Origin of the sequence: Cypionkella aquatica, from assembly GCF_030161095.1 — a bacterium.
Taxonomy (GTDB): domain Bacteria; phylum Pseudomonadota; class Alphaproteobacteria; order Rhodobacterales; family Rhodobacteraceae; genus Cypionkella; species Cypionkella aquatica.
This window is the reverse complement of the sequence record NZ_BSPP01000002.1, coordinates 155,672-179,032: the sequence shown is the minus strand read 5'-3', so window position 1 is coordinate 179,032 and position 23,361 is coordinate 155,672. Positions and strand designations below refer to the sequence as shown.

15 protein-coding genes and 1 tRNA gene are annotated in these 23,361 nt (G+C 60.9%); 8 read left to right on the top strand and 8 right to left on the bottom strand.

Annotated features, from left to right (window positions below):
* Positions 1-54 precede the first annotated feature (54 nt).
* The 5 genes from QQJ98_RS01545 to rsfS all read right to left on the bottom strand — a co-directional run bounded on the left by QQJ98_RS01545 (position 55) and on the right by rsfS (position 4,968).
* A complete protein-coding gene (locus QQJ98_RS01545; protein WP_284323554.1) occupies positions 55-1,401 on the bottom strand; it encodes a S41 family peptidase in 1,347 nt (448 codons plus the stop codon).
* Positions 1,402-1,410: 9 nt separating this feature from the next.
* Complete coding sequence (locus tag QQJ98_RS01540; protein ID WP_284323553.1) at positions 1,411-2,526, bottom strand: murein hydrolase activator EnvC family protein; 1,116 nt, start codon at positions 2,524-2,526, stop codon at positions 1,411-1,413.
* A gap of 6 nt (positions 2,527-2,532) precedes the next feature.
* Positions 2,533-4,059, bottom strand: a complete 1,527-nt coding sequence (gene gpmI, locus QQJ98_RS01535; RefSeq protein ID WP_284323552.1) for a 2,3-bisphosphoglycerate-independent phosphoglycerate mutase — start codon at positions 4,057-4,059, stop codon at positions 2,533-2,535.
* A 120-nt stretch (positions 4,060-4,179) separates the two neighbouring features.
* A complete protein-coding gene (rlmH, locus tag QQJ98_RS01530) occupies positions 4,180-4,650 on the bottom strand; it encodes a 23S rRNA (pseudouridine(1915)-N(3))-methyltransferase RlmH (RefSeq protein ID WP_284323551.1) in 471 nt (156 codons plus the stop codon).
* A 3-nt stretch (positions 4,651-4,653) separates the two neighbouring features.
* Positions 4,654-4,968, bottom strand: coding sequence for a ribosome silencing factor (gene rsfS, locus QQJ98_RS01525; RefSeq protein ID WP_348523121.1), 315 nt, complete (start codon positions 4,966-4,968; stop codon positions 4,654-4,656).
* 375 nt (positions 4,969-5,343) lie between these two features.
* On the opposite strand from rsfS, the gene QQJ98_RS01520 reads away from it, so the two are divergent.
* From QQJ98_RS01520 to QQJ98_RS01485, 8 genes are all read left to right on the top strand, one after another.
* The gene (locus tag QQJ98_RS01520; RefSeq protein ID WP_284323550.1) at positions 5,344-5,484 is read left to right on the top strand and encodes a hypothetical protein; all 141 of its coding nucleotides are present in this window, start codon (positions 5,344-5,346) and stop codon (positions 5,482-5,484) included.
* A 295-nt stretch (positions 5,485-5,779) separates the two neighbouring features.
* Positions 5,780-7,198: a 3-isopropylmalate dehydratase large subunit gene (gene leuC, locus QQJ98_RS01515; protein WP_284323549.1), complete on the top strand. Its 1,419-nt coding sequence runs from the start codon at positions 5,780-5,782 to the stop codon at positions 7,196-7,198.
* 12 nt (positions 7,199-7,210) lie between these two features.
* Entirely contained in the window at positions 7,211-7,816 is a 606-nt protein-coding gene (gene leuD / locus QQJ98_RS01510) for a 3-isopropylmalate dehydratase small subunit (protein ID WP_284323548.1), read from the top strand.
* 289 nt (positions 7,817-8,105) lie between these two features.
* Positions 8,106-8,912: a hypothetical protein gene (locus QQJ98_RS01505; RefSeq protein ID WP_284323547.1), complete on the top strand. Its 807-nt coding sequence runs from the start codon at positions 8,106-8,108 to the stop codon at positions 8,910-8,912.
* A gap of 92 nt (positions 8,913-9,004) precedes the next feature.
* The gene (locus QQJ98_RS01500; RefSeq protein ID WP_284323546.1) at positions 9,005-9,940 is read left to right on the top strand and encodes an endonuclease/exonuclease/phosphatase family protein; all 936 of its coding nucleotides are present in this window, start codon (positions 9,005-9,007) and stop codon (positions 9,938-9,940) included.
* 82 nt (positions 9,941-10,022) lie between these two features.
* On the top strand, positions 10,023-11,129 hold the full coding sequence (gene leuB, locus QQJ98_RS01495) for a 3-isopropylmalate dehydrogenase (protein WP_284323545.1): 1,107 nt from the start codon (positions 10,023-10,025) through the stop codon (positions 11,127-11,129).
* Between the two features lie 239 nt (positions 11,130-11,368).
* The gene (locus tag QQJ98_RS01490) at positions 11,369-12,376 is read left to right on the top strand and encodes a DMT family transporter (protein ID WP_284323544.1); all 1,008 of its coding nucleotides are present in this window, start codon (positions 11,369-11,371) and stop codon (positions 12,374-12,376) included.
* Between the two features lie 56 nt (positions 12,377-12,432).
* Positions 12,433-12,509 (top strand) — tRNA-Pro (locus QQJ98_RS01485).
* A 330-nt stretch (positions 12,510-12,839) separates the two neighbouring features.
* On the opposite strand, the gene proA is transcribed toward QQJ98_RS01485, so the two are convergent.
* From proA to QQJ98_RS01470, 3 genes are read right to left on the bottom strand one after another with little or no spacing between them, the layout of a single operon-like run.
* Positions 12,840-18,740: an anti-phage protein ProA gene (gene proA, locus QQJ98_RS01480; protein ID WP_284323543.1), complete on the bottom strand. Its 5,901-nt coding sequence runs from the start codon at positions 18,738-18,740 to the stop codon at positions 12,840-12,842.
* A 22-nt stretch (positions 18,741-18,762) separates the two neighbouring features.
* A complete protein-coding gene (locus tag QQJ98_RS01475; protein ID WP_284323542.1) occupies positions 18,763-22,152 on the bottom strand; it encodes a YhaN family protein in 3,390 nt (1,129 codons plus the stop codon).
* Positions 22,152-23,360, bottom strand: coding sequence for a metallophosphoesterase family protein (locus tag QQJ98_RS01470; RefSeq protein WP_284323541.1), 1,209 nt, complete (start codon positions 23,358-23,360; stop codon positions 22,152-22,154). The genes QQJ98_RS01475 and QQJ98_RS01470 overlap by 1 nt, the downstream gene beginning before the upstream one ends.
* Position 23,361 lies beyond the last annotated feature (1 nt).

The following is a 23,361-nucleotide window of genomic DNA, read 5'->3' as shown; positions in this document are numbered from 1 at the left end:
CGCGCCAAGACTGTGTAAAGTCATGGCGCGGCAAGGGGTTACAGGATTCTCAGCTTAGGGCGTCGGGGCCACGGCGTTCAAGCCGCGCAAAATATCCACCGCATAGGCCAGCTGATAATCTTCATCGCGCAGCTTGGCTGCTTCTTCGGTGCGGGCGCGCTCATCTTCCAGCTGCTTTTTCTCGTCATCGCTCATCGAGTCATTGCTGATCGCCCCCCGCAACGAGGCTTCGGTGCGCTGTTTGGTCTGATCCTCTGCAGCCTTGGCCTCGGTGCCCTCTGCGGTCGGATCGACCACCGGCTGGTTGACCACGATATCAGGCATCACCCCCAAAGACTGGATCGAGCGGCCCGACGGCGTGTAATACCGCGCCGTCGTCAAGCGCATCGCGCCGTCGCCTTTCAGCGGGATCAGCGTCTGCACCGAACCTTTGCCGAAGCTTTTGGTGCCGACCACAATCGCGCGGCGGTGGTCTTGCAAAGCGCCAGCAACGATTTCAGAGGCCGAGGCCGAGCCGCCATTGATCAGCACCACGATCGGCTTGCCATCGGCCAGATCGCCCGGCGTCGCATTTTCACGCGAGCTGTCTTCCGCAAGTCGCCCACGGGTCGAGACGATTTCACCCTCATTCAAAAACGCGTCCGAGGTCAGGATCGCCTGTTTCAGCAAGCCTCCGGGATTGTTCCGCAAATCAATCACATAGCCTGCGATTTTATCCTTACCGCCAGCTTCTTCGGTCAGCTTCTTAATGCCATCCTGAATACCCGGATAGGTTTGGTCGTTGAACGACGACACCCGCATCACGCCGATATTGCCAACCAAGCGCGACTTTACCGCAGCGACTTTGATCGTGTCGCGGATGATTGAGACATCGAACGGCTCGGCCACACCTTCGCGCACCACCGAGATCACGATTTCAGAGCCAATCGGCCCGCGCATCTTGTCAACGGCAGCGTCCAGGGTCAGCCCCTGCACGTTCTCACCATCAACCGTTGTGATGAAGTCGCCGGGCTTGATGCCAGCCTTATCGGCAGGCGTGCCATCCATTGGCGAGACAACTTTGATATAGCCCTCTTCCATCGTCACTTCGATGCCCAGACCGCCGAACTCGCCGCGCGTCTGGGTGTTCATGTCCTCGAACGCCTTGGCGTCCATATAGCTGGAATGGGGGTCAAGCGAGGTCAGCATGCCGTTGATCGCGGCTTCAACCAGCTTTTTGCTGTCGACATCCTCGACATATTGCGCGCGGATGCGTTCAAACACATCGCCAAACAGATCAAGCTGTTCATAGACGCTCGCGTTCTTCGCCGCGTCCTGCGCGATCAGCGGGCCAGCCACCTGCGTCGTCAGCACACCGCCCGCAATCGAGCCGCACAGCGCCGCGATAATCATCTTCTTCATCGGCTCGTCCTATTCCTCTGCTTTGGCTGTTGCCGCGAACCACGCCATCGGGTCCACTGGCGCAGCGCCTTGCCTCAACTCTATGTAAAGCGTTTCCGTCTCGCGTCCGCCACTGCCTTCTTTAGCCGGTGCCAAAAGATCACCGCTTGCCTGCGCCCCGCCGCCCATCAAACCCAGCGCAGCACCCTTTGCGATCACTTCGCCCACTTCGCCATACACCTGATCCAAGCCGCCCAGAACCATAAGATAGCCGCCGCCGGGCTCTATGATCATCACGTTTCCGTAGTCGAGCAAAGGTCCGCGATAGCGGATGGTCGCAGCCCAAGGGCTTGTCACCAATGCACCCGGCCGGGTGGCAAGCGTCATGCCGGGGCGGGTGACACCGCGCACATCGGTTTCATTCGGTTTCAACAGCAGCGTGCCCAGCGCGGGCAGATCGAGTTTGCCCTGTTGATCGGCAAAGCTGGCATTGCCGGTATCGTCCAAGGCAAGGCCCGCCGCGAAGGATTCCAGCGTATCCGCAGATTCCAATAGGCCCTTCAGCACCTCGGGGTCTTCGGTAAAGCGTTTGGGCAATTTGGTCCGGTCTGACATGGCTTGGCTCAGCTCGGACCGCGCAGTTTGTGCCGCCTGCAGACCCTGCCCCAAAGTTTCGCCCGCGGCTTTCTGCAGGCTGCGCAGATCGGACAGTTCTTGCAATTGCCCTTTCAAATCATTGACTTCGGCTTGTAGCGCTGGCGTCACATCGGCCAGCATCATGCCCGAACGCACCGTGCCCAAAGGCCCGGTCGGGTGCAACAAAAGCAGTGGCCCCGGTTCTGCATCAATGCGCGCAAGCACCCCCAAAAGCTGGGCAATGCGGTCGCGTTTTGCCTGAAATTGCAAGGTCAGCGCGGTTTCGCGCAGCTCGGCCTGCCGCAGGGCTTCACGCAATGCCGCCAGCCCCTCTTCATAGGCCTTGATCGTCTGCGTCAGCGCCGCGACACGATCCTTCGCGCCCTCGGCCTCTTGCAGCGCCGCTACCGCTTGTTGCAACTGCGCGCTGGCCTCTGCCGCATCTTCCGCCACGCCGCCCCACGCCACAGAGGTGGTCAGCATCAAAGCAATGGCAGTTTTGCGGATCATGCCGCGTTAAATCCCGGTCTGCATCAGATCACGCCCGGTCATCTCGGGCGGCTGCGGCAGCCCCATCAGCGCCAGAATTGTCGGCGCAAGATCACCCAAGCGGCCCCCATCGCGCAAAACCGCGCCCGCTGGCCCGCCAACCAGCACCACCGGCACCGGATTGACCGTGTGCGAGGTGTGCGGCCCGCCGGTCACTGGATCAATCATCAGCTCGCAATTGCCATGATCGGCGGTGACAATCATCGCGCCGCCTTTGGCCTGCAACGCCACCAGCGCGCGACCCAGACCGATATCCACCGCCTCACACGCCTTGATCGCCGCCGTCAGGCTGCCGGTATGGCCCACCATATCCGGGTTGGCAAAGTTCACCACGATCAAATCATAGCCCTTCTCAATCGCCATCACGAGGTTATCGGCAACTTCAACCGACGACATCTCCGGCTGCAAATCATAGGTCGCAACCTTCGGCGATTTCGGCATCGCGCGGTCCTCGCCTTCAAACGGCACCTCACGCCCACCATTCAAGAAAAACGTCACATGCGGGTATTTCTCGGTTTCCGCCAGCCGGAACTGCGTCAGCCCCTGCTTGGCCACCCACTCGCCCAAAGTATTGGAAATGCTGCGCTTTGGGTAAGCCGTGGCCATATACTCATTGTGGTCGGTGGAGTATTCCACCATGCCCAGCATCGCCGCCCATTCCGGCCGATCCCCGGTGGCAAAGCCCGCAAAACCGGGTGCCGCCAGTGCGCCTAAAATTTCCCGCGAACGATCCGAGCGGAAATTCAGGCAAAACACCCCGTCGCCGTCAATTGCGCCCTGATAATCTCCGATCACCGTGGGGGCGATAAATTCATCCATCTCGCCCTTGGCGTAGGATTGCGCGACGGCCTGCGCGGGCGTCTCGGCATGTTCGCCATTGGCCATCACCATCGCATCATAAGCGCGCTGCACCCGCTCCCACCGATTGTCGCGGTCCATCGCCCAATAGCGCCCGATCACCGTGGCCACTTTCGCGCCGCTCGGCAGCTGCACCATCAGCACGTCAATGAATTCCGCAGCCGACGAAGGCGACACATCCCGCCCATCGGTGATCGCATGCAGCGCCACAGGAATACCCATCGCCGTGATCACCCGACACGCCGCGATCACATGGGTGATATGGCCATGCACCCCGCCATCCGACACCATGCCCATCAAATGCGCGGTGCCCCCGCTCGCCTTCAGCTTGGCCACAAATTCCAACAGCGAAGGATTGGTGGCAAAGCTGCCATCCTCCACCGCCAGATCAATCGCGCCCAGATCCATCGCCACCACCCGCCCCGCGCCGATATTGGTATGGCCCACTTCCGAGTTGCCCATCTGCCCGGTCGGCAGCCCCACATCCGGACCATAGGTGATCAAGGTAGAGTGCGGACACGTCGCCCAGATCCGGTTGAAGTTCGGCACATTGGCTTGCGCAGGCGCGCTAGAGGTCGGATCGGCATTGATCCCCCAACCATCCAGAATGCACAGAACAACAGGTTTGCGGGACATGTCAGAGCCTTTCCAATGCGTCAGATGCTTCTAGCGCCCTGATTCTGTCAGAGCAACGCCTGCCCCACGCGGGTCGATTTTTTTAGAAAAAATCGTGCCGAATTCCGCGCCGGAATTCGCTTACGCCCGGTGATACGGGCCGCCGCCCAGAATCGTTGCCGCCCGATACAATTGCTCCGCCAGCATCACCCGCACCAGCATATGCGGCCAGACCATGCGCCCAAAGCTGAGGCTAAAGCCCGCCTTCGCGCGCAAGGCTGGGTCAATCCCATCGGCGCCGCCGATCACAAAGGCCACATCCTGCCGCCCGCCATCGCGCCAGCCTGCCAGCATCTCAGCAAATTCCGGCGACGATAAAACGCGCCCGCGTTCATCCAACGTCGCAATCAGCGCCCCCGCAGGAATGGCGCGCTCCAGCAAAACCGCCTCTGCGGCCATGCCAAGGTTTTTCTTGTCTTCAACCTCAAGCTCGCTCACCGGGCCAAGGCTTAGCGCCCGCCCGGTGCGATCCAGCCGCGTGTAGTAGTCATCGACCAGATCGCGTTCAGGCCCAGCCCGCAGCCGACCGACCGCACAGACATGCAGCCGCAAGCCTTACGCCCCGCGATGCGCGCTTCCCGGAAGCCACATCTTTTCAAGATCATAGAACTCACGCACTTCGGGCCGGAAGACATGGACGATCACATCGCCCGCATCAATCAGCACCCAATCGCCGGTCTCTTTGCCTTCCATCCGCGCCGAAAGGTGGAACTGCTCTTTCAGCCGATCCGCCAATTTTTCGGAGATCGAGGCCACTTGCCGGGAGGAGCGGCCCGAGCAGATCACCATATAATCGGCCACATCCGAGCGCCCACGCAGATCAATCTGCACGATCTCTTCAGCTTTATCATCGTCAACCGAGGCCAGCACGGCGGCCAGCATATCTTCGGCGGTATAGTCATCAGAGGCGCGGGCAGCGCGTGGGCCAACCGGCAATCCGGTGGCAGGATCAGAATGTGACAGGACAACGTCCTCCAATTAGCGGGCCGATGCGGGCCCGGCGCAAGATTGATTCCAGCCTATCATTGCAAGGCAACAATCTCAACGGCAGGCGAAGGCGCGCGTCTACCCTGCCAATCGCTGCTTCGCAAGGGCTTGGATCTGCCTCTTGGACAGCAGGCCCGACTAAAAAACGCGCAGAAAGCCATGCGCCCACTGCATGCCAGCAATACTTATTGCATACCTACACATCTACGCTGCAACGCAGCATATTGTCAGCAGGGAGGGAACAACGGAGTAAACACCATGACCAAGTTCCTTAAACTGCTGCCGCGCCGCAAAACGCGCGACGAGGCAGAGCTTGAATATCTCAACGGCGCTGTCAGCATCTATGACCTGGAATGCCGCGAGCGCGAAATCGAACGCGGACGTTTCGCGCAGTTCTGATGCGCCTCGAAGCCTAAATCTGCATCGGGGGCGAACCCGCCCCCGGATGCCCGCGCCAGCAGCGCGCATTTTGCCATAGCGCTTTAGATGACCCTGCCTCGACCCTTGCCTGCAAAGCGGCAAAGGCGTATATCCCCCGCATGATCCGGTTTTTTGACATCGCCGACCATGACCGCCTGCCGTGGCGGTTTTACGGGGCCACCCGCGCCATTCTTGCGCACGTCTGATCGGTTTTCAGGGCTTCATGCCCCGCCTCACGCCAATCCCCTTTCCAAATTCCGAGGATGAGCCAGCCATGACCGCTCGCACGCTTTACGACAAAATCTGGGACGATCACGTCGTTCACCAAGCCGAAGACGGCACCTGCCTTTTGTATATCGACCGCCATCTGGTGCATGAAGTGACCAGCCCGCAAGCCTTTGAAGGCCTGCGGATGACGGGTCGCAAAGTACGCGCACCCGAAAAAACCATCGCCGTGCCGGATCATAACGTGCCCACCACGCTGGACCGGGCCAATGCCGCGACGATGACCGAAGACAGCCGCATCCAGGTGCAGGCCTTGGATCAGAACGCCAAAGATTTCGGCATCCATTACTATCCGGTCTCGGATGTCCGCCAAGGCATCGTGCATATCGTTGGCCCCGAACAGGGCTGGACCCTGCCCGGCATGACCGTGGTGTGCGGTGACAGCCACACCGCCACCCACGGGGCATTCGGCTCTTTGGCGCATGGCATCGGCACCTCGGAAGTCGAGCACGTTTTGGCCACCCAGACGCTGATCCAGCGCAAGGGCCTGAATTTCAAAGTTGAAATCACCGGCTCACTGCGCCCGGGCGTTACCGCCAAAGACATCACCATGGCAGTGATCGGCGAAACCGGAACCGCTGGCGGCACCGGCTATGTCATTGAATATTGTGGCCAAGCCATCCGCGAATTGTCGATGGAAGGCCGCATGACCGTCTGCAACATGGCGATTGAGGGCGGCGCCCGCGCTGGCCTGATCGCACCCGATGAGAAAACCTTCGCCTATTGCATGGGCCGCCCGCACGCACCGAAAGGCGCCGCATGGGAAGCTGCTGTGACCTATTGGAAGACGCTGTTCACCGACGAAGGCGCGCATTTCGACAAGGTTGTGACGATCAAAGGCGAAGACATTGCGCCGCTCGTCACTTGGGGCACCAGCCCCGAAGACGTGCTGCCGATCACCGCAGTCGTGCCCTCGCCGTCTGATTTCACTGGCGGCAAGGTCGAAGCTGTGCAGCGCGCGTTGGACTATATGGGCCTCGTCCCCGGCCAAAAGCTGAGCGATATCAAGATCGACACCGTGTTCATTGGTTCTTGCACCAATGGCCGGATTGAAGACCTGCGCGCTGCAGCCGCGATCCTCAAGGGCAAGAAGAAGAAAGACGGCATCCGCGCGATGGTCGTTCCCGGCTCTGGCCTTGTGCGCGCGCAAGCCGAAGAAGAAGGTCTGGCGCAGATCTTCATTGACGCTGGCTTTGAATGGCGTCTGGCGGGCTGCTCGATGTGCTTGGCGATGAACCCGGACCAATTGGCACCGGGCGAGCGTTGCGCTGCCACCTCTAACCGCAACTTTGAAGGCCGTCAGGGTCGCGGGGGCCGCACCCACCTGCTGTCGCCGGGCATGGCCGCCGCCGCCGCAATCACCGGTCATCTGACCGATGTGCGCGAGTTGATGGCAGAGACGGTTTAAGGAGCTGTAAAGATGGATAAATTCACCACCCTCACCGGCATTGCAGCACCTATGCCCTTGGTCAATATCGACACCGATATGATCATCCCCAAGCAGTTTCTAAAGACCATCAAGCGTTCGGGTCTTGGCGTGAACCTGTTCGACGAGATGCGCTATAATCTTGACGGGACAGAGATCGAAGGTTTCGTGCTGAACCAGCCCGCCTACCGCAAGGCCGAGATCATCGTGGCAGGCGACAACTTCGGGTGTGGTTCGTCGCGCGAACATGCGCCTTGGGCTTTGCTCGATTTCGGCATCCGTTGCGTGATCAGCACCTCTTTCGCCGACATTTTCTACAACAACTGCTTCAAGAACGGCATCCTGCCGATCGTGATGCCGCAAGAGGTTGTCGATGTGCTGATGGCCGATGCGAAAAAGGGTGCCAATGCGCGGCAGACCGTTGATCTGGTGGCCCAAACCGTCACCACCTCCGACGGTCAAAGCTTTGGCTTCGAGGTGGACGGCCACCGCAAGCACTGCCTGATCAATGGACTGGACGATATTGGCCTGACTTTAGAAAAAGCCTCGGCCATTGATTCTTTTGAGAAAAAGAATGCTGTGCTGCACCCTTGGGCCTAAAGCGCCACAAACCACTACATCTAGGGCCGCCCCTTGGGGCGGCCTTTTTGTTACCGCCAGTTTGATTCAATCCTGCAACACCTTGAACACGGAATCGCCACAGATATTACTGATCGTTAAGCCAACTGTTGCCGTGCAGACCGAAAGAAGGCAAGAATTGGGCAATATTGAGGCAACCCGCCTTAAAGTGCGGGATATCTTCGGAACCTTGGCGTGGCAAAACACGAAACAGGGCCGATTGAAGGGTGGCAGGGCAGTGTTTTCGCGGCTAACAGGCGCGATCGTTCGCATGGTTTTGGTGATGGTGCTGGTCGCCACGCCCTCTGTGCTTTTGGTCGACGCAACAGCAGATGCAAAACAGATGGTGGCGCTTGTGGCGCTGTTCATCGGCCTTTTGACCTTTGTGGAATACAACGCCACCTACCCCAGCCTTGTCGAATTCCGCGACGCCCCGCCCTTCAACCGGGTGCGTTTTCTGATGCTGCTGGCCACAGTTGTGTCGCTGTCGATGATCGCGCGCGGCAAGTCCATGCCCTCGACCCTGACCGATTTTACCGATGCCGTCGGCACGCTGATCGGGATTTCGATGGATTTCCCCTATAGCCCGGTGCGGTTGGCGACGCTGATGGTTGCCAATGATGCAACCGCTCAGCAGATCGCCGATGTGCGCACCGCTGCCGGAATGGCTTATCTTATCTCTTTGATTTCGCTGTCCGTTTATGTGGTGATCTTGAAAGCGGGCCGCTGGCCGTCGCGGGGGCGGGCGTTCAACGTCTGGGTCAATCTGCCGACCTTCGATCCGACAGCGGGCGCGGATGTTGTCACCCGGCTTACCCGCGATGCACGCATTAACATTGCATTAGGGTTTTTGCTGCCATTCTTGATTCCAGCCGTGGTGAAGATCGGGTCGACGGGGTTTGAACCGCTGACGCTGACCTCGCCACAAACCTTGATCTGGACGATGACGGCATGGGCCTTCCTACCCGCCAGCCTGTTCATGCGCGGCATTGCGATGAGTCGCATCGCCGACATGATCACCGAAACCCGCGCCGCCAACATGCTTGGCGCCGATGGCAAGCAGTATGCCTCGGCCTGATCTGGCTTTGGGCGTGGCCCGCTTGCGCTGATCTGCGCCCCACTCTGCGCATTGCCACCTATAACATCGACTTTTGGGCAAAAGGTCCCGGTTTGGCGCTGCAATCTTTGCGACGTGGTGACAATCCGGCGCAGATGGCGGCGGTGCAGGTGATTGCCGATCTGGATGCCGATGTGCTGCTGCTGACCGGCATCGACTATGATCTGCAGGGCAAGACTTTGGCCGCGCTGGAAAGCCGTCTGGCAGAGGCCGGGGTGCCCTACCCCTACCGCATGCCACTGCGCCCGAACACCGGGGTTGCGACCGGGTTGGACCTTGATGGCAACGGCATATTTGGCGAGCCGCGCGATGCCCAAGGCTATGGTCGTTGGGTGGGTGAGGGCGGCATGGCCGTGCTGTCAAAACTGCCGATAGATGACAAAAACATCCGCGATTTCAGTGGGTTTCTGTGGGGCGATCTGCCCGGCACATTGATGCCCCCCGACACGCCCCGCACGCAACTGCTGTCCACCACCGGCGCTTACGAAGTGCCGATCCTGCTGCCCAACGGCGAAAGCCTGCGGTTGCTGGCCTATTACGCCAGCCCGCCGATCTTTGATGGGCCAGAAGACCGCAACGGGCGGCGCAACCATGACGAATCGGCGTTCTGGCTGCACCTGCTGGCGGGTGATTTGCCGTTCAAACCGCCGAAACCGCCGTTTGTGATCCTTGGCCAAAGCAACCTTGATCCCGCCGATGGCGCGGGCCGCAAAGATGCGATTGCCGCTTTGTTGCATCATGCCGCGCTGCAAGACCCGAAACCCCGCAGCACTTCGATGCGACATGACCCCGGGCAGACCGGCGATCCGGCGCTGGATACCGCCCTTTATCCGAAAATTGGCGGCCTGCGGGTCGAAGTGATCTTGCCGTCGAAAGATATGCGCGTCTCAGCCGCTGGGGTGGAATGGCCGCCTGACAGCGATCCGGGCGCTGCCAGCCTTGCCACGGCCTCGCGCCACCATCCGGTTTGGCTGGATCTGCTGCCTTAACGGCCATTTCCGGGCGCTGAACCTTGACCCTGCCCCCCCCATTGGCTAGGCCATCGGCAACCCTTCAACGACGGAGCCGAACATGGCCAATCCTTCCCTGCTTATCCTCGCCGGCGACGGCATCGGCCCCGAAGTCATGGCCGAGGTCAAGAAACTGATCAGCTGGTTCGACACCAAAGGCATCGTCAGCTTTGACGTGTCCGAAGGTCTGGTCGGCGGCTGTTCCTACGATGCCCACGGCACGCCGTTGACCGATGAAACCATGGCCCGCGCGCAAGAAGCGGACGCGGTGCTGCTGGGTGCAGTCGGCGGCCCGAAATACGACACGCTCGATTTTTCCGTAAAGCCCGAGCGGGGCTTGCTGCGTCTGCGCAAAGAGATGGACTTGTTCTCTAACCTGCGCCCGGCCCAGTGCTTTGACGCGCTTGCCGATTTCTCCAGCCTGAAACGCGATGTGGTCGCGGGGCTTGATATCGTCATCGTGCGCGAATTGACCAGCGGCGTCTATTTCGGCGAACCGCGCGGCATTTTCGTTGAGGGCAACGAGCGTGTGGGCATCAACACCCAGCGCTACACCGAATCGGAAATCGCCCGCGTTGCGCGATCGGCGTTCGAGTTGGCCCGCAAACGCAACAACAAGGTCTGCTCGATGGAGAAGGCCAATGTGATGGAATCCGGCATCCTGTGGCGCGAAGTTGTGCAGGAAATCCACGACAAGGAATACCCCGACGTGGCGCTGACGCATATGTATGCCGACAATGGCGCGATGCAGCTCTGCCGTTGGCCCAAGCAGTTCGACGTGATCGTAACCGACAACCTGTTCGGCGATGTGCTGTCGGATATGGCCGCGATGCTGACCGGGTCTTTGGGCATGCTGCCCTCGGCCAGCCTTGGGCTGCCGATGGCCAATGGCCGCCCGAAAGCCCTTTACGAGCCCGTGCACGGCTCTGCCCCCGACATCACCGGCATGGGCAAAGCCAACCCGATCGCCTGTATCTTGTCGTTCGCAATGGCGCTGCGCTATTCGTTCAACATGGGGGCGGAGGCCACGCGCGTCGAAAAAGCGGTCGAAAAAGTGCTGGCGGACGGCGTGCGCACGGCCGATCTGATGGGGCCAGAAGGCGGCTCGCCAGTGTCGACGACGCAGATGGGCGATGCGATCATTGCCGCGATGGAAGCCAGTCAGTAATCTGGTCACGCTCAAACTCTCTGGCCTTGGGGGATGACTTCCAAGGCCAGAATGGCCCTTGGGCGACGCGGTTTCGCCACAGACTTTGCGGCCAAAGCGGGCGGGCGCCGCAACCGAGCTAAGCTGCCGAAAAATGATGCAAAATTGCGCCGCATCGCGCTTGCCTCTTGAATTATCCGCCGCAACGCAGGACATCTGTGCGCAGCCGCAACCCCCTCGACCTTGCCCGGATGCCCGCCATGCCTCTTGCCCAATCGAACCTGCGCGGCGCGCTTTTGTCGCTGGCAGCTTTCGGCGTTTACGCCACGCATGACGTGCTGGTGAAACTGCTGGGCGCGCATTACAGCGCGTTTCAACTGATCTTTTTCTCGGGTCTGCTCAGCTTTCCGCTGATCTCGATCATGCTGATGAGCGATCGGACAGATGGCAACCTGATCCCGCGCCATCCGTATTGGTCGGCGCTGCGCACCACCTCTACCGTGCTGAATGGGCTGACCGGGTTCTATGCGTTCTCGGTGTTACCGCTGGCGCAATGCTATGCGATTTTCTTCGCCATGCCTTTGGTGATTACGCTGCTGGCGATCCCGATGCTGGGCGAAAAGATCGGTTTGCATCGGGGTATGGCGGTTTTGATGGGCCTGATCGGCGTGATGATCGTGCTGCGACCGGGGCAAGAACCGCTTAGCCTTGGCCATCTTTCGGCCTTGGCGGCCGCGATTCTGGGCGCGCTGTCCTCGGTGATCGTGCGCAAGATCGGCAGCGAAGAACGCTCGGCTGTTTTGATGCTCTACCCGATGGTGGCGAACTTTGTGGTGATGGCTGTGGCATTGCCGTTTGTCTATGTGCCTGTTCCAATTGGCCATTTGGGCCTGATGGGCACGATGGCCCTGTTCAGTCTGCTGGGCGGGTTTTTGACCATCGCCGCCTACCGTCGCGCGCCTGCGATCATTGTCGCGCCCATGCATTACAGCCAGATTATCTGGGCTTTGGCCTATGGCTATCTGATCTTCGGTGAAGAGGTCGATTTCTGGACGGCCGTTGGCACCGGCGTGATCATCGCGGCTGGCTTCTATATCGTGCTGCGCGAGGATAAGCCCTCGGTCTCGATCAACCGACCAGTGCTAGAGACCCGCTCGCGCTTTGATTTCGGGGCTTTCCCCCGCATCGGTCTGTGGCTGCGCCTGTTTGACCGCCGCCGCCTGCGCGACAAAGTTGAAGGTCTGTCGGGCAGCGAAGGCGACGCATAAATCCTGCACCGCCCTATTGCAAACTGTCCCGCAACGGTTTAACCCCGCGCCACGGTCGGAGCGTAGCGCAGTCTGGTAGCGCACCTGCTTCGGGAGCAGGGGGTCGGAGGTTCGAATCCTCTCGCTCCGACCAATTCAAAAAATCCCGAAAAATCAATGCCTTGAAAATACAACCTGATTGCCCCCGGAACACTTTTTCTGCCCATAGGCCCGGAGCAGTGCTATGCCCGTAAATGAAGAAGCACCTTTTTGGAGTCGCTATTCGGACTAATGATACTTTCGCTCTGGATTTTCTCCATCGCGCCTTCAGTGAGTTCACATCGACCATCCGCTGACCATTGTTTTCGAACGACCAATGACCACGATCCAGGGGCTTTGGGCTGACACAACGGACCTCCTCCAAGCGCGCAAAGATAAGACGCTGAGGCGACCGGTGGTAGATACCACAACAGCAACGCCGCCTTCATGTCAGGGTGGCGCAACCTTCGGTCCTCCAATATCTACAGTCATCAATATAGCTGCGCGCGTCTTGGCTCAGCCTCGCGATTCCCAGCAGCCGTGATAGTTCCAAAACTGGATCAACTGACGCCGAAATACGCGCCGTGTGCCGGTCTTCCATCCAGGCGATTTCGGTCCGGGACACCTCTCTAAGACTTCGCCCTCCAAGCCCGGCGAAGGGAACGCGCGGCACGACACCGCCCTTTGGCCAGAAGAATACCGTGCCATTTTCATCCTGCTGGTCGAGTAACCTATGGAACGTCGCTACCCTTGCCTGAATGCGGCCACCCGTGCGCTGCCAACCATGCAACTGGGCGACGCTGCGTGCCAAGGCCGCCTCTGTCATGGCACCTTGCGTCTGGACCAGTTTGAGCACCAGCGCCGCCAGCGTCGCGGAATAGCCCTCGTCGAAAAAGTTGTCTGGCTGTAGCGTATGCTGGCTCAGCGGCTCCATCTCAGGCTGAGCGACAGGTAGATCAACCGACGCAAACTGAACTGCAGCGGCCGACTCAGGCATGCAGACTGTCACCGGCATAGACGGCAAAATTGGTTTGGACTCCATAGGTGCGGTCGGCGTTTCAGTGGCGATGTCGTCGAGCCGCAGATCAGGCGTGATCTGTGCAGCGTCGCCTAAGCTGTCAGCTTCGGTCACTTCGACTTCGACCACTGCCAGTCTGCGCTGGCGATCCCTCTCCAACACCTCACGCAGCAGCACATCCACCCGATCAGCCGTCGCCACAGGGTTGCGGAACCAGTCGGTGGACCAAATGCGCAAGATCGACCAACCAAGACCTTCCAGAACGGCTTGCCTGATCCGATCACGGTCGCGCGCGGTTGCAGAGCTGTGATAGCGTGCGCCATCGCATTCCACGCCCACAAGCCAGGTTCCAGCATGGTCGGGATGCCGCACGCCAAGGTCAATGCGGAAACCGGAAACGCCGATCTGGCTGTGCAACTCCCATCCCTTCGCGGTAAGGGCAGCCAACACCGCCTCTTCAAACGGCGATTCAACCGGGCCCACAGAGCCTTTGTCTTGTGCCGATAGCGCAATCGCGCCGCGTGCTGCGAAATCGAGGAAGGCTTTAAGATCTTTGACCCCACGCGCGCCTGTCCTCGTCAGGTCAATCTGATCTGCGGTAATCGAGGCAAACACATGCAACTCTGCCCGCGCCCGCGTCACAGCAACATTCAAGCGTTTCTCACCACCGTCCCCATTCAGCGCGCCGAAATTCATCGCGAGCTTACCCGCACCATCCGGCCCGAAGGTGATCGAGAACAGCATCACATCGCGCTCATCACCTTGGATATTCTCAAGGTTCTTCACGATCAACGGCTCCTCACGATCATCTGAAAAGAACCATTCCAGCGCCGGATTGGCTTGGCGTTCGGCATCCAGAAGATCAAGGATCAGGCTTTGCTGCTGCGCGTTAAAGGTGATCACCCCCAGCGTCGGGCGATCTTTTTCCGGCAGTTTCAGCCAATCGTCCAGCCGCTTGCGGATCATCTGCACGATGGCACGGGCCTCATCAGGGTTGGTGCGCCCGGTGCCGCGCATATAGGTGCCAGCGATCTTGTGCAGCTCGACCGCATTGCCCGAGGCATCTGGCGACGGGAAGGTGACAAGGCTGCCGCCATAGTAAAAATGGTTGGAAAACGCGATCAAGGCCTCATCCCGGCTGCGGTAGTGCCAGTTCAGCAGTTGCGTCGGCACACCGGAGGCCGAGACTTCATCCAAGATCGAGGGCATATCCTTTTCGTATTCTGCAAGGTCATCGCCGTCGGCACCATCATCGCTGCGGCCAAAGAAATTGGTCGGCGGCAATTGACGCGGATCACCGACGATGATCGCCTGCTTGCCGCGCGCAATCGCGCCAATCGCATCCCACGTGGAAATCTGTGAAGCCTCGTCGAAGATCACCAGATCAAACTGCGCCTGGCCCGCAGGCAGATATTGCGCAACCGACAAAGGCGACATCAGCACACAAGGAGCGAGTTTGCCGAAGGTTGTCGGCATCTGGCTGATCAGACCCCTGATGGCTGCTGTCGGGCGTTGCAGCCCAAGTTGATGCCGAAGGATGCCGAGTTCGGAATTGCGCGGCACGGAATCGCGCGTCGGCAGATCATTGCCAAGCCGCCGCATCACTTCCGCCGAAGCCATCCCGGTCATCGCATCGTCCAACGCGCGGAACCGCAGGATTAACGCATCGTGTTCCCAATGCGCAAAACTGCGCAACATCGGCGCGGCATCCATAGCAAGGCGCAGCCACCACGCCATATAGGCGCTTTCAAACGCAGCCTCTGCCGCGCCGATCTCCGCGCCTGCTTGAAGCGCGTCGATGATCGGCTGCAACCCCAGTGCCGCTGCCTGCCCGCGCGTCGCCAACCATTTCATCCAATCGGGCAGCCGCGCCTGCAACGCTTCGATGGCCAAAAGGTGCGGCATCAACTGATCAGCGCTGACGTTTGCATCCCCCCCTGCAGCCGTGAACCCCGAAACATCGGCGGCGAGCGCGGTCTCTGCGGCAACCAGACGGCGCAACAGCGGCTCAAATGTGCCACCATCACGCTGCATTAGATTTGCGCGCTGGTCCATCAACCGGGCGCGCGGCAGGCCTGCGTCTGTCAGTGTTGCTTCAAGCCGGGCAAAACCGTCGGCCTCTTCCAGCGCAGCAGACATGGCACCTATATCCGTGCGTTCGCCTGCAAAACCGGGCAATGCAGACAGCGTGGACTTGACGATCAGCGCCTGCGCCCGCAGCAACCGTTTAAGCGCGGCAATATCCGTAACCGGATCAGCGGTGCCGCCGTGCGCATAGGATTGCAGCAGTTTTTGCAGCTTGGTCTTCGCCATGCCGGCCAGGGGCCACATCTTGGTTTGCGCCTCGCGCCATTGAATATCCAGCGCTTCCAAAGGCATATCGGCGATCACATCATCCGTATAACTGGCAGCCAAGGCCTGCCGTTGATCACGGCAGGCCCGCAAAGCTTCGGCAAATGGTGCCAGTTCTGCGCGCAACGCCGGGGCCGCGTTCAAAGCAATCTCTGATACCGCAGGGTGGCCCAAACGGGCGGCAGGCACTTTGCCCAATGCCGCCACAACATCAGCCAAACCGACAACTGCGGCGGGATATCCCAACTGCTGCGCCAACCCGAGCCGTGCTTCTTGCGTTTCGTGCAGCGTGACCCGCAGACGACGTGCCGCCGCAAGAAACGCATCCTGCCAGCCAAATGACCACTCCCCCGGAGCCACCAGCGCCAGCGGACCACCCGTGCTCAGATCAGCCACAATCCGATGCCGCTGACCCAGTTCCGCAGCCAGAGCGCGCAGTCGCAGCCAAGTATCCTGATCGTGGCAATCCTTATTCGGGAACGCCAAAGATAACATCGCAGGCCGCTTCGCCACCCGCCCAATCGCCTGATAAACGCTGAAGCCCTGCGTTCCGGGTGAATGCAGCGCCGCGACATAACCGTTCAACTGATCACGCGTCACCCGCAGATCATCGGTGACGCGCACCCAATCCGCAGCCCCCTGCGTGCTGGCGCGATCCCACGAACGGCCAAGTTGCGTCAAAACCGCCTTGCGGTCAGCTTTGTTCGAGTGCAGCTCTAACACCGCCGTGCCCAATCCATGCCGCTCTAGCCTCCGATGCACCACATCCAATGCGGCGGCCTTCTCGGCCACGAACAGCACGGTGCGGCCCCGGCCCAGCTGATCCGCAATGATGTTGGTGATCGTCTGGCTTTTGCCGGTGCCGGGCGGCCCGATCAGCACATAATCGCGCTGCTGCGCTGCCGCCATCACCGCCGCGAGTTGCGAGCTGTCGGCGGGCAGAGGTGCCAGCAGATCGGCCGGCGCATGTTTGCGGTCAATGTCGGCAGGCTGTGGCATCACCCCGGTGCTGCCTGCAAAACTTTCGGTCGGGCTGTCTACCAGATGCCGCACCAAGCGGCTTTCGCGCAAGTTGTCGGTGCGGTCGACAAGATCTTTCCACATCAGATATTTCGCAAACGAAAAGGTCGAAAGTGCGCAATCCTCCAGCACCTCAAACCCAGCCACATCCCGGACTTTATGGCGTAAAATCTGCAAAATGCGCGGAATGTCCAAACCACTGGCATCGCGCGGCAATTCACATTCCAACTCGGGCATCCGCAATTCAAAATCGCGCTTCAGAAATTCAAGCAATGTGGCGTTGATGCGCACCTCATCTTCAAGCTGCGATAGCCGGAACTCTGATTGCGCGGAGCGACGCTCCAGCTTGACAGGCAGCAAGAGCAACGGCGCGCGGTAATGGCGCGGGTCGCTGTCAGTGCGTTTCCAGCGCAGAAAACCTACCGCCAGAAACAGGGTATTGGTGCCACCCTCAGCGGCATCGCTGCGCGCCTTGCGGTAAAGCTCGGTCAGACGGTTGATCATGTCGCGGCTGGTCAGCGGCACGGCAACCTGCCCCCGCGCCATCGCATCGCGCGCCAACCCGGCTTCAATCTGACGCGCTTCCTCAGCGGCCAAATCGCGGCCAGACACCGCATGTTCATCCTTCAGCGCCAGCAACCTAAACACCGCGCCATCGGCAAGCTGGTCTTCCAGCCCGGAAACATCCGGGCAAATCATCGGGATCGCCAGCTTGGTATCCTTGAAGTTCAGCAAGCGGTTTGCCAATGACAGATCCAGCAACTTGCGCTGCCAGCGCTCAATCCGACCCAAAGCGGTGGTGGGCGCAATTTCGATCAACTCGCCGGGCAGACGGCCCAAATCAAGTGGGCGTGGCAGGGCAGCAGCGGCCACAGCTTCATCATTATTACTCGCCTCTTGCGCCACATGGTGGCTTGCCAACGGGCGAATCCGCGCCGCCCGCGCGCGGTTGATATCGACGACCTGAATGAACTCGGTCTCGCGCGCCTCAGACAGCCGGTCCCGGCCCGCATCAACGGCAGCCTCAAACCCCGTGCTAGGGCGTTTGGTCAAAAGCGTGGTTTCCAGCGGCACGAAATCTCGTGCAGCTGCCGCTTTGCGCACTGCAACCACATCGGGCTCCACCAGCCGCCCAAAATCGCGGGCTACCAGCCAGACACCCACCCAAGCGTGGCCGTGCGAAAACAAGATCGCGGTGTTCAGCCCCGCCGCCTCGAACGCCGCAGCCAGCAACAAGGTGCTGTCCAAACAGGTGGCAAGACCCTCGGCCACGATCCGTTCGGGGTCGCGCACCTTTTGGCCCATCCGTTCAAACGAGGCAGGCGGCACGGCATAGGTCAGCCCCAGCCCGGTCGCCGCCGACCAGATCGCGCCTGCGATCATCCAGACCCGCATAGGATCACCTGACTGATAGCCTTCGAGTGACCCTGAATGCCCTGCCGCCTCTAACAACCGCGATGCCTCTTTCAACAGTCGCGCCACCGCCGACTGGTTGGGCGAGACGAAGGCCGCTAGGATGTTATCCATCTCGGCCAAGCCGCCCCATTCATCGCGGGCAAGGAGTTCAATACGATGCTGAATTTGATCGGTCACCTGACCGTCAATGCTGATTTGAAAACTGATTTGGCCGATTTCGGCCTCATCCAGCCCGCCCAAAATTGCAGTGTCCAGCGGCGTTTCGAGATCGACCAGATCAATCCCCGTCCCCGGTGCGATCCGGTCGATCCGCCAGGATTTATCGCGCAGAATCGCAGGCGTGGCCGTTAACCTTAGCGTCACATTGACCGCCGCCGCCGTCCCCTCATTCACCAGCCGCAAACTGCGAAGCACCGAAACGCCGTTTTGCGCGGACGCAAAGTTCACCTTGCCCGCCAAAACCGCCTTTAGGACGACCAGCGGCTTGGGCTCCGCAAGCTGTTGTTCGGCTTTGGTGGCATCGGTCACATCGGTGGACATTTCGGCTCCAGTTCAACGCAAATCAGAGGGCTTGCAAATCAGTCACCCGCACGTCGGGACAAGCAGCGCGGGCGATATCGCAGAGGTGGCGGTGGTGGGTGAGGTAAATCACCTGTCCCGAGCGCGACATCTCGGCCAGCAAAGTGAAGGCCGCAGCGGCCCGGTCGTCATCAAAGGTTTCCATGATGTCATCGGCGATGAACGGCACGGTGGGGCGACTTTGCGCCAACTCGTGATATCCCGCGATCCGCAGCGCGAGGTAAAGTTGAAACCGCGTGCCCTTTGACAGATCGGCGGCCAGTTTCCCACCACCCGCAGCAGACAAAGCCACCAGCACCTCGGTTGCGCCATCGGGTTGGGCCGCAAGGCCAGTATAAGCGCCCCGGCTTAAGCTGTAAAACGCCGCCGAGGCGCGATCAAGCATGGCGCTGCGGTGGCTGTCGCGGTAGCGGCACAGGCCTTGCTCCACCGCGATCAGACCAAAGCGGCGGGCCAGATGCGCCTGCGCGCCGTCGCGCAGTGCGTTCAGCAGATTGGCACGTTCAGCTTCAAGGCGCGCCACGGCATCATCGCCGCCCACCGCGCTTAGTTGACGCTTTGCTTCAAGTAGGAGGGCGAAAGCGGCCTGCGTTTCGCTGTGCCGCAACTCCAACGCTGCCTGTGTCGCAGCCTCTTGTGCTGTCAAGGCGTTGATATCCAAGCCCTCGGTGGGCTCTGGACGGTTGGCAAGATCAGCGCGCAGGCCGATAACATCATGTCGCAACCGCGCTGCGCGCTGGCAATCCGCGACATGGCTGCCAAGGCTGCCACCACCTTCTGCCCAGCCAACGGCCGCGCCCAATGCGCTTAACGCCAGGGCATTGGCTTCAGCCTGCCGCTGATCTTGCCCCTGCGCGTCACGATCATCGGCCAGATTGCGCGACAGTTCGACCAGCTTTGTGCTGGCATCTTCGGCCTGGCGCAGACGCGCAGGCAGTTCCACCCAAGGTGTTTCAGGCGGCAGTTGGATCGCCGACAGGATCAGCGCCACTGCATCGCGAAAGCCTGCGCGGTTCTGCTCCATCTTGCCAATGCGGTCCGACAATCCGGCGAGCAGCGCTGCATCGCGCCCCAACGCATCCAGAAGATCAAGCATATTGCCCAAGCCTGCGCTGTCAGCGGGCAGCCCTGCAAGCGAAGTGCTGGCACAGGCGGTCTGCCACGCGGCCAGCCATGCCGTTGCATTGGCCTCTGCGGTGGCGTGATCTTTTGCGCGGTCTTGCAGATCAGCCTGCAATTCGGAAAGTTGTCGGCGCGCATCGCGGTGCTTGTCGGAGGCGTCCAGCCGTGCGGTGGCACTCGCCCAAAGCGCATCAAAACCGCCGTGATCGGGGGCAAGCCCAAGTGTGGCCTGCAACGCCGATGTGGCAGCCCGCAAATCTGCCTCAGCGCGGGCCAGAGTATCCTCGGCCTGCCGCAGCGCCGCGCGCACACCCAGCGCTGCAATCCGCAGATCAAGCCAGCGGCGCAAGTCTGCCAACGCGGCCCCCGGCAAACCAAGCGCGGCACAGGTGGCGTCAAGCGTCGCGGTAAGCGCATCGCGTGCAGCGTAGGCCTGCGCCAACTGATCTTGCGCCGCAGACACCGCCGCCGCCAGCTCGACGCGCCGCGTGGCATCTGCCGCGCCCAACCGCGCCCGCGCCATCGTGTCGGCCAAAAGTGCAGCAATCTGATCATCCTGCCGCAGTGCTGCTTCAAAGGCATCGGCACTTGCAGACTTCAAATCAGCGCGGTGGGCGGCCCAGTGGGCTTCGCGCTGGCTGCGCGCCGCAGCCGCCTCAGCTAAAGTGACTCCCGCTGCTACCTCAGCCGCCTGCCCTGCCAACGCCTCGGCACTGGCATGGGCTGATTGCGCCTGTTGCAGCGCGCGCTCGGTATCCGTCACCGCTTGGCGTGTGCGTTCCGCATCAGCAACCCATGCCTCAACCTGCCAACTGGCTGGAACCGCCAACGCAGCCAGCGCATCGGCTTCATCCTGCCACGGCACAAGCGTTTGTAGCGCCGCTTGCATCTGCGCCGCGCAGGCGTCTCGGTCACGCAACGCCATACGCAAAACACCACTTGGATCTGCCGTGCGAAACCGCGTCAGCAACGCCTGCAAACCCGCAAGATCCTCGGGTGTGCCAGGATCACCAAGACGGGTTTGCGCAGCTTCCAGTTTGGCCTTGGCATTCGCGGCCTCGCCCCTCGCACGCTCAACAGCGGTGACGACGCCCGAGCGTTCGGCCAGCAAGCCACGCAACGCGCTAAGCCGCACCGGGTCAAGCAACAGCGGCTCAACAGCAGCACCCGGCCGACCCAAACGCACAAGCGTTTCGCGCAACGCCGTCTCGACGCTTGCCGCCTCATCGCGACGCCGCGGCAAATCCTGCACGGCGGTGTCATGCGCCGAACGCAGCGCATCAGCCGACAAGATTGCATCCCGCACGCCCAAGATCGCGGCGTCTGGCGTCAACGCGGCGCTGCGGGCAGCCAATGTCTCGATCCGCGCGGCACGGTCAGCGATCCGGCTGGCCAATGCGTTGCGGGCCTCATCCAGCGCCTGATGGTTCTGCACCACCGCATCAGCAGCGTCAGGCAAATGCGCAAGCGGGGCATGATCGGCCTCTAGCCGCGCCAGACGGTCGCGCAACGGCAACACGGCCAGCGCATCTTGCAGATCGCGCAGGGCCTGGCTGATTGCCGCTTCGGCATCGCGTGCAGTGGTCCAATCCCGCTCGGCCACAACCACTTCGCGCCCCAAGCGCTGATAGGTCGCAGCCGAGGTATCCAGCGCGCGCCGCTGGCGATCCAACTCGGCCAGCCGGGTCTTTGCCTCATACACCACGCCCTTGCGGCCCCCGGCGCGGTGAAAGCCGTCTAACTCGGCCCGGATTGCCGCAAGCTGCGGGCCAAGTCCGGCAAGCCCGGCGCTGGCCGAAAACAGCATCTCGCCCAGATCGCCGCGGCTGGCAAGAATACCCTCGCCGCCCTTTTCAAGCGTGTCATCATCCAGCGAAAACATCGCCATATAGCCTTCGCGCGAAAGCCCGCCCAACGCCGATTGCAACAAAGTATCGGGAACCACAGCCTCATGCGCATCCAGCAAACTGGAGCCGGTGCGCTTTTGCCGCGCCAGATCCAGCACACCCCCGGCATGGCTGATCTGTGCGCCGATCCGCATCGTGGGCCCGGCATGTTTGAAGTCGTAACGGCTACGCAGCGGGATACCGTAAAGGAAATCCAGCCAAGCCGAGAACAGCGTCGATTTGCCGGCCTCGTTCGGGCCAAAGATCACATGCAGATCAGCGCCACCGGGGGCAGGTGCGGGAAACGCCAGCTTTGCCTCGGTAAAGCGGCCATAACGGGTCAGATCCAAACCTTCCAAACGCATCAGGCAACCTCACCCGCGCCAAGCCGGGCGACGATCTGCACACTGCCCTCCGCCAACAGCAAACCACTCGCGGCGGCAACAGCGGCGGCATCATCGCCCAAGAGATCGCGTAACTCGGGCGGCAAATCGTGCATCAACACGCGCGCAGCTTCGGCCAAGGCCGCCAGAAGTGCCGGATCATTTGGCAGATCAGCCATAACGATCCCGACCAGATCGATAGGCAACTGACTGGTGATCCCGGCCCCCTGCGAGGTGGTGCCATTCTCCAACTTGTCGATCCAGATCCCCCCAACCGAGGCCGCGATGGTATGGGCTTCCTCTGTCAAGCGGTCCAGATCACGGGCAATCCGCCACGCAAGCGGCGTCACCCCCATCAGCATCGGGCGCAGCACCAGATACGCCTCGTGGCGTGTTACATGCGCGATGTCACGCAATGCGGCATCCAATGCCTCAATCACCTCAGCCCAGTCAGACATATCTGCCAGATCAATGCGCAGCCGATCAAACCGCAGCGCCGCAACACTGCACTGTTCAGTCACCACAGCGCCCGCATCATCCACCGTCACTAGCGTCACCGAACAAGTCCCAGCCTCACCAATATCACGGCCCTGCGGGATACCGGGCATCACCACAGTTGCACGGCCACAATGCTCTGATCTGCGATGAATATGGCCAAGCGCCCAATAATCATACCCATGCGCGTCCAGATCAGCGACGCTGCACGGCGCATAGACATCATGCCCGACGCTGCCGTTCAGGCTGCTGTGCATCATGCCGATGTTAAACGCCCCCGCCATCGCCACAGGATACAGTGGCAACAGGCTGCCTGGTGCCACAGGCTCGGCAAAGCTGACGCCATGCACCGCGATCAGATGGCCGCCTGCCTCGAACGTTTCGGTCTTGGCCTTCGGCCCAAACACCCGCGCCCCGCTAGGCGGATCAAGCTCGCGCGTGACCTTTGAGATCGCATCGTGATTGCCCCGGATGATAAAACAGCGAATGCCCGCCTCGTCCAACCGCAGCAATTCCTGCTTCAGAAACCGTGGAGTTTTGGCCGAACTCAGCCCGCCATCCCAAAGATCACCCGCAATCAGCAGCGCATCAACGGCCTCGGCCAGACACAGGTCGACAATCCTGGTCAATGCCGAACGGCTTGCCACACCCACCTGATCAGCAAGATCAGCATTGCGCAGCGCGAGCGAGACCAAG

Excerpts from the sequence above, each read along its gene's own strand:
- QQJ98_RS01545 (WP_284323554.1), bottom strand. The coding sequence starts at position 1,401 with ATGAAGAAGATGATTATCGCGGCGCTGTGCGGCTCGATTGCGGGCGGT.
- QQJ98_RS01540 (WP_284323553.1), bottom strand. The coding sequence starts at position 2,526 with ATGATCCGCAAAACTGCCATTGCTTTGATGCTGACCACCTCTGTGGCG.
- gpmI (WP_284323552.1), bottom strand. The coding sequence starts at position 4,059 with ATGTCCCGCAAACCTGTTGTTCTGTGCATTCTGGATGGTTGGGGGATC.
- QQJ98_RS01520 (WP_284323550.1), top strand. The coding sequence starts at position 5,344 with ATGACCAAGTTCCTTAAACTGCTGCCGCGCCGCAAAACGCGCGACGAG.
- leuC (WP_284323549.1), top strand. The coding sequence starts at position 5,780 with ATGACCGCTCGCACGCTTTACGACAAAATCTGGGACGATCACGTCGTT.
- leuD (WP_284323548.1), top strand. The coding sequence starts at position 7,211 with ATGGATAAATTCACCACCCTCACCGGCATTGCAGCACCTATGCCCTTG.
- QQJ98_RS01505 (WP_284323547.1), top strand. The coding sequence starts at position 8,106 with ATGGTTTTGGTGATGGTGCTGGTCGCCACGCCCTCTGTGCTTTTGGTC.
- leuB (WP_284323545.1), top strand. The coding sequence starts at position 10,023 with ATGGCCAATCCTTCCCTGCTTATCCTCGCCGGCGACGGCATCGGCCCC.
- QQJ98_RS01490 (WP_284323544.1), top strand. The coding sequence starts at position 11,369 with ATGCCTCTTGCCCAATCGAACCTGCGCGGCGCGCTTTTGTCGCTGGCA.
- proA (WP_284323543.1), bottom strand. The coding sequence starts at position 18,740 with ATGTCCACCGATGTGACCGATGCCACCAAAGCCGAACAACAGCTTGCG.
- QQJ98_RS01475 (WP_284323542.1), bottom strand. The coding sequence starts at position 22,152 with ATGCGTTTGGAAGGTTTGGATCTGACCCGTTATGGCCGCTTTACCGAG.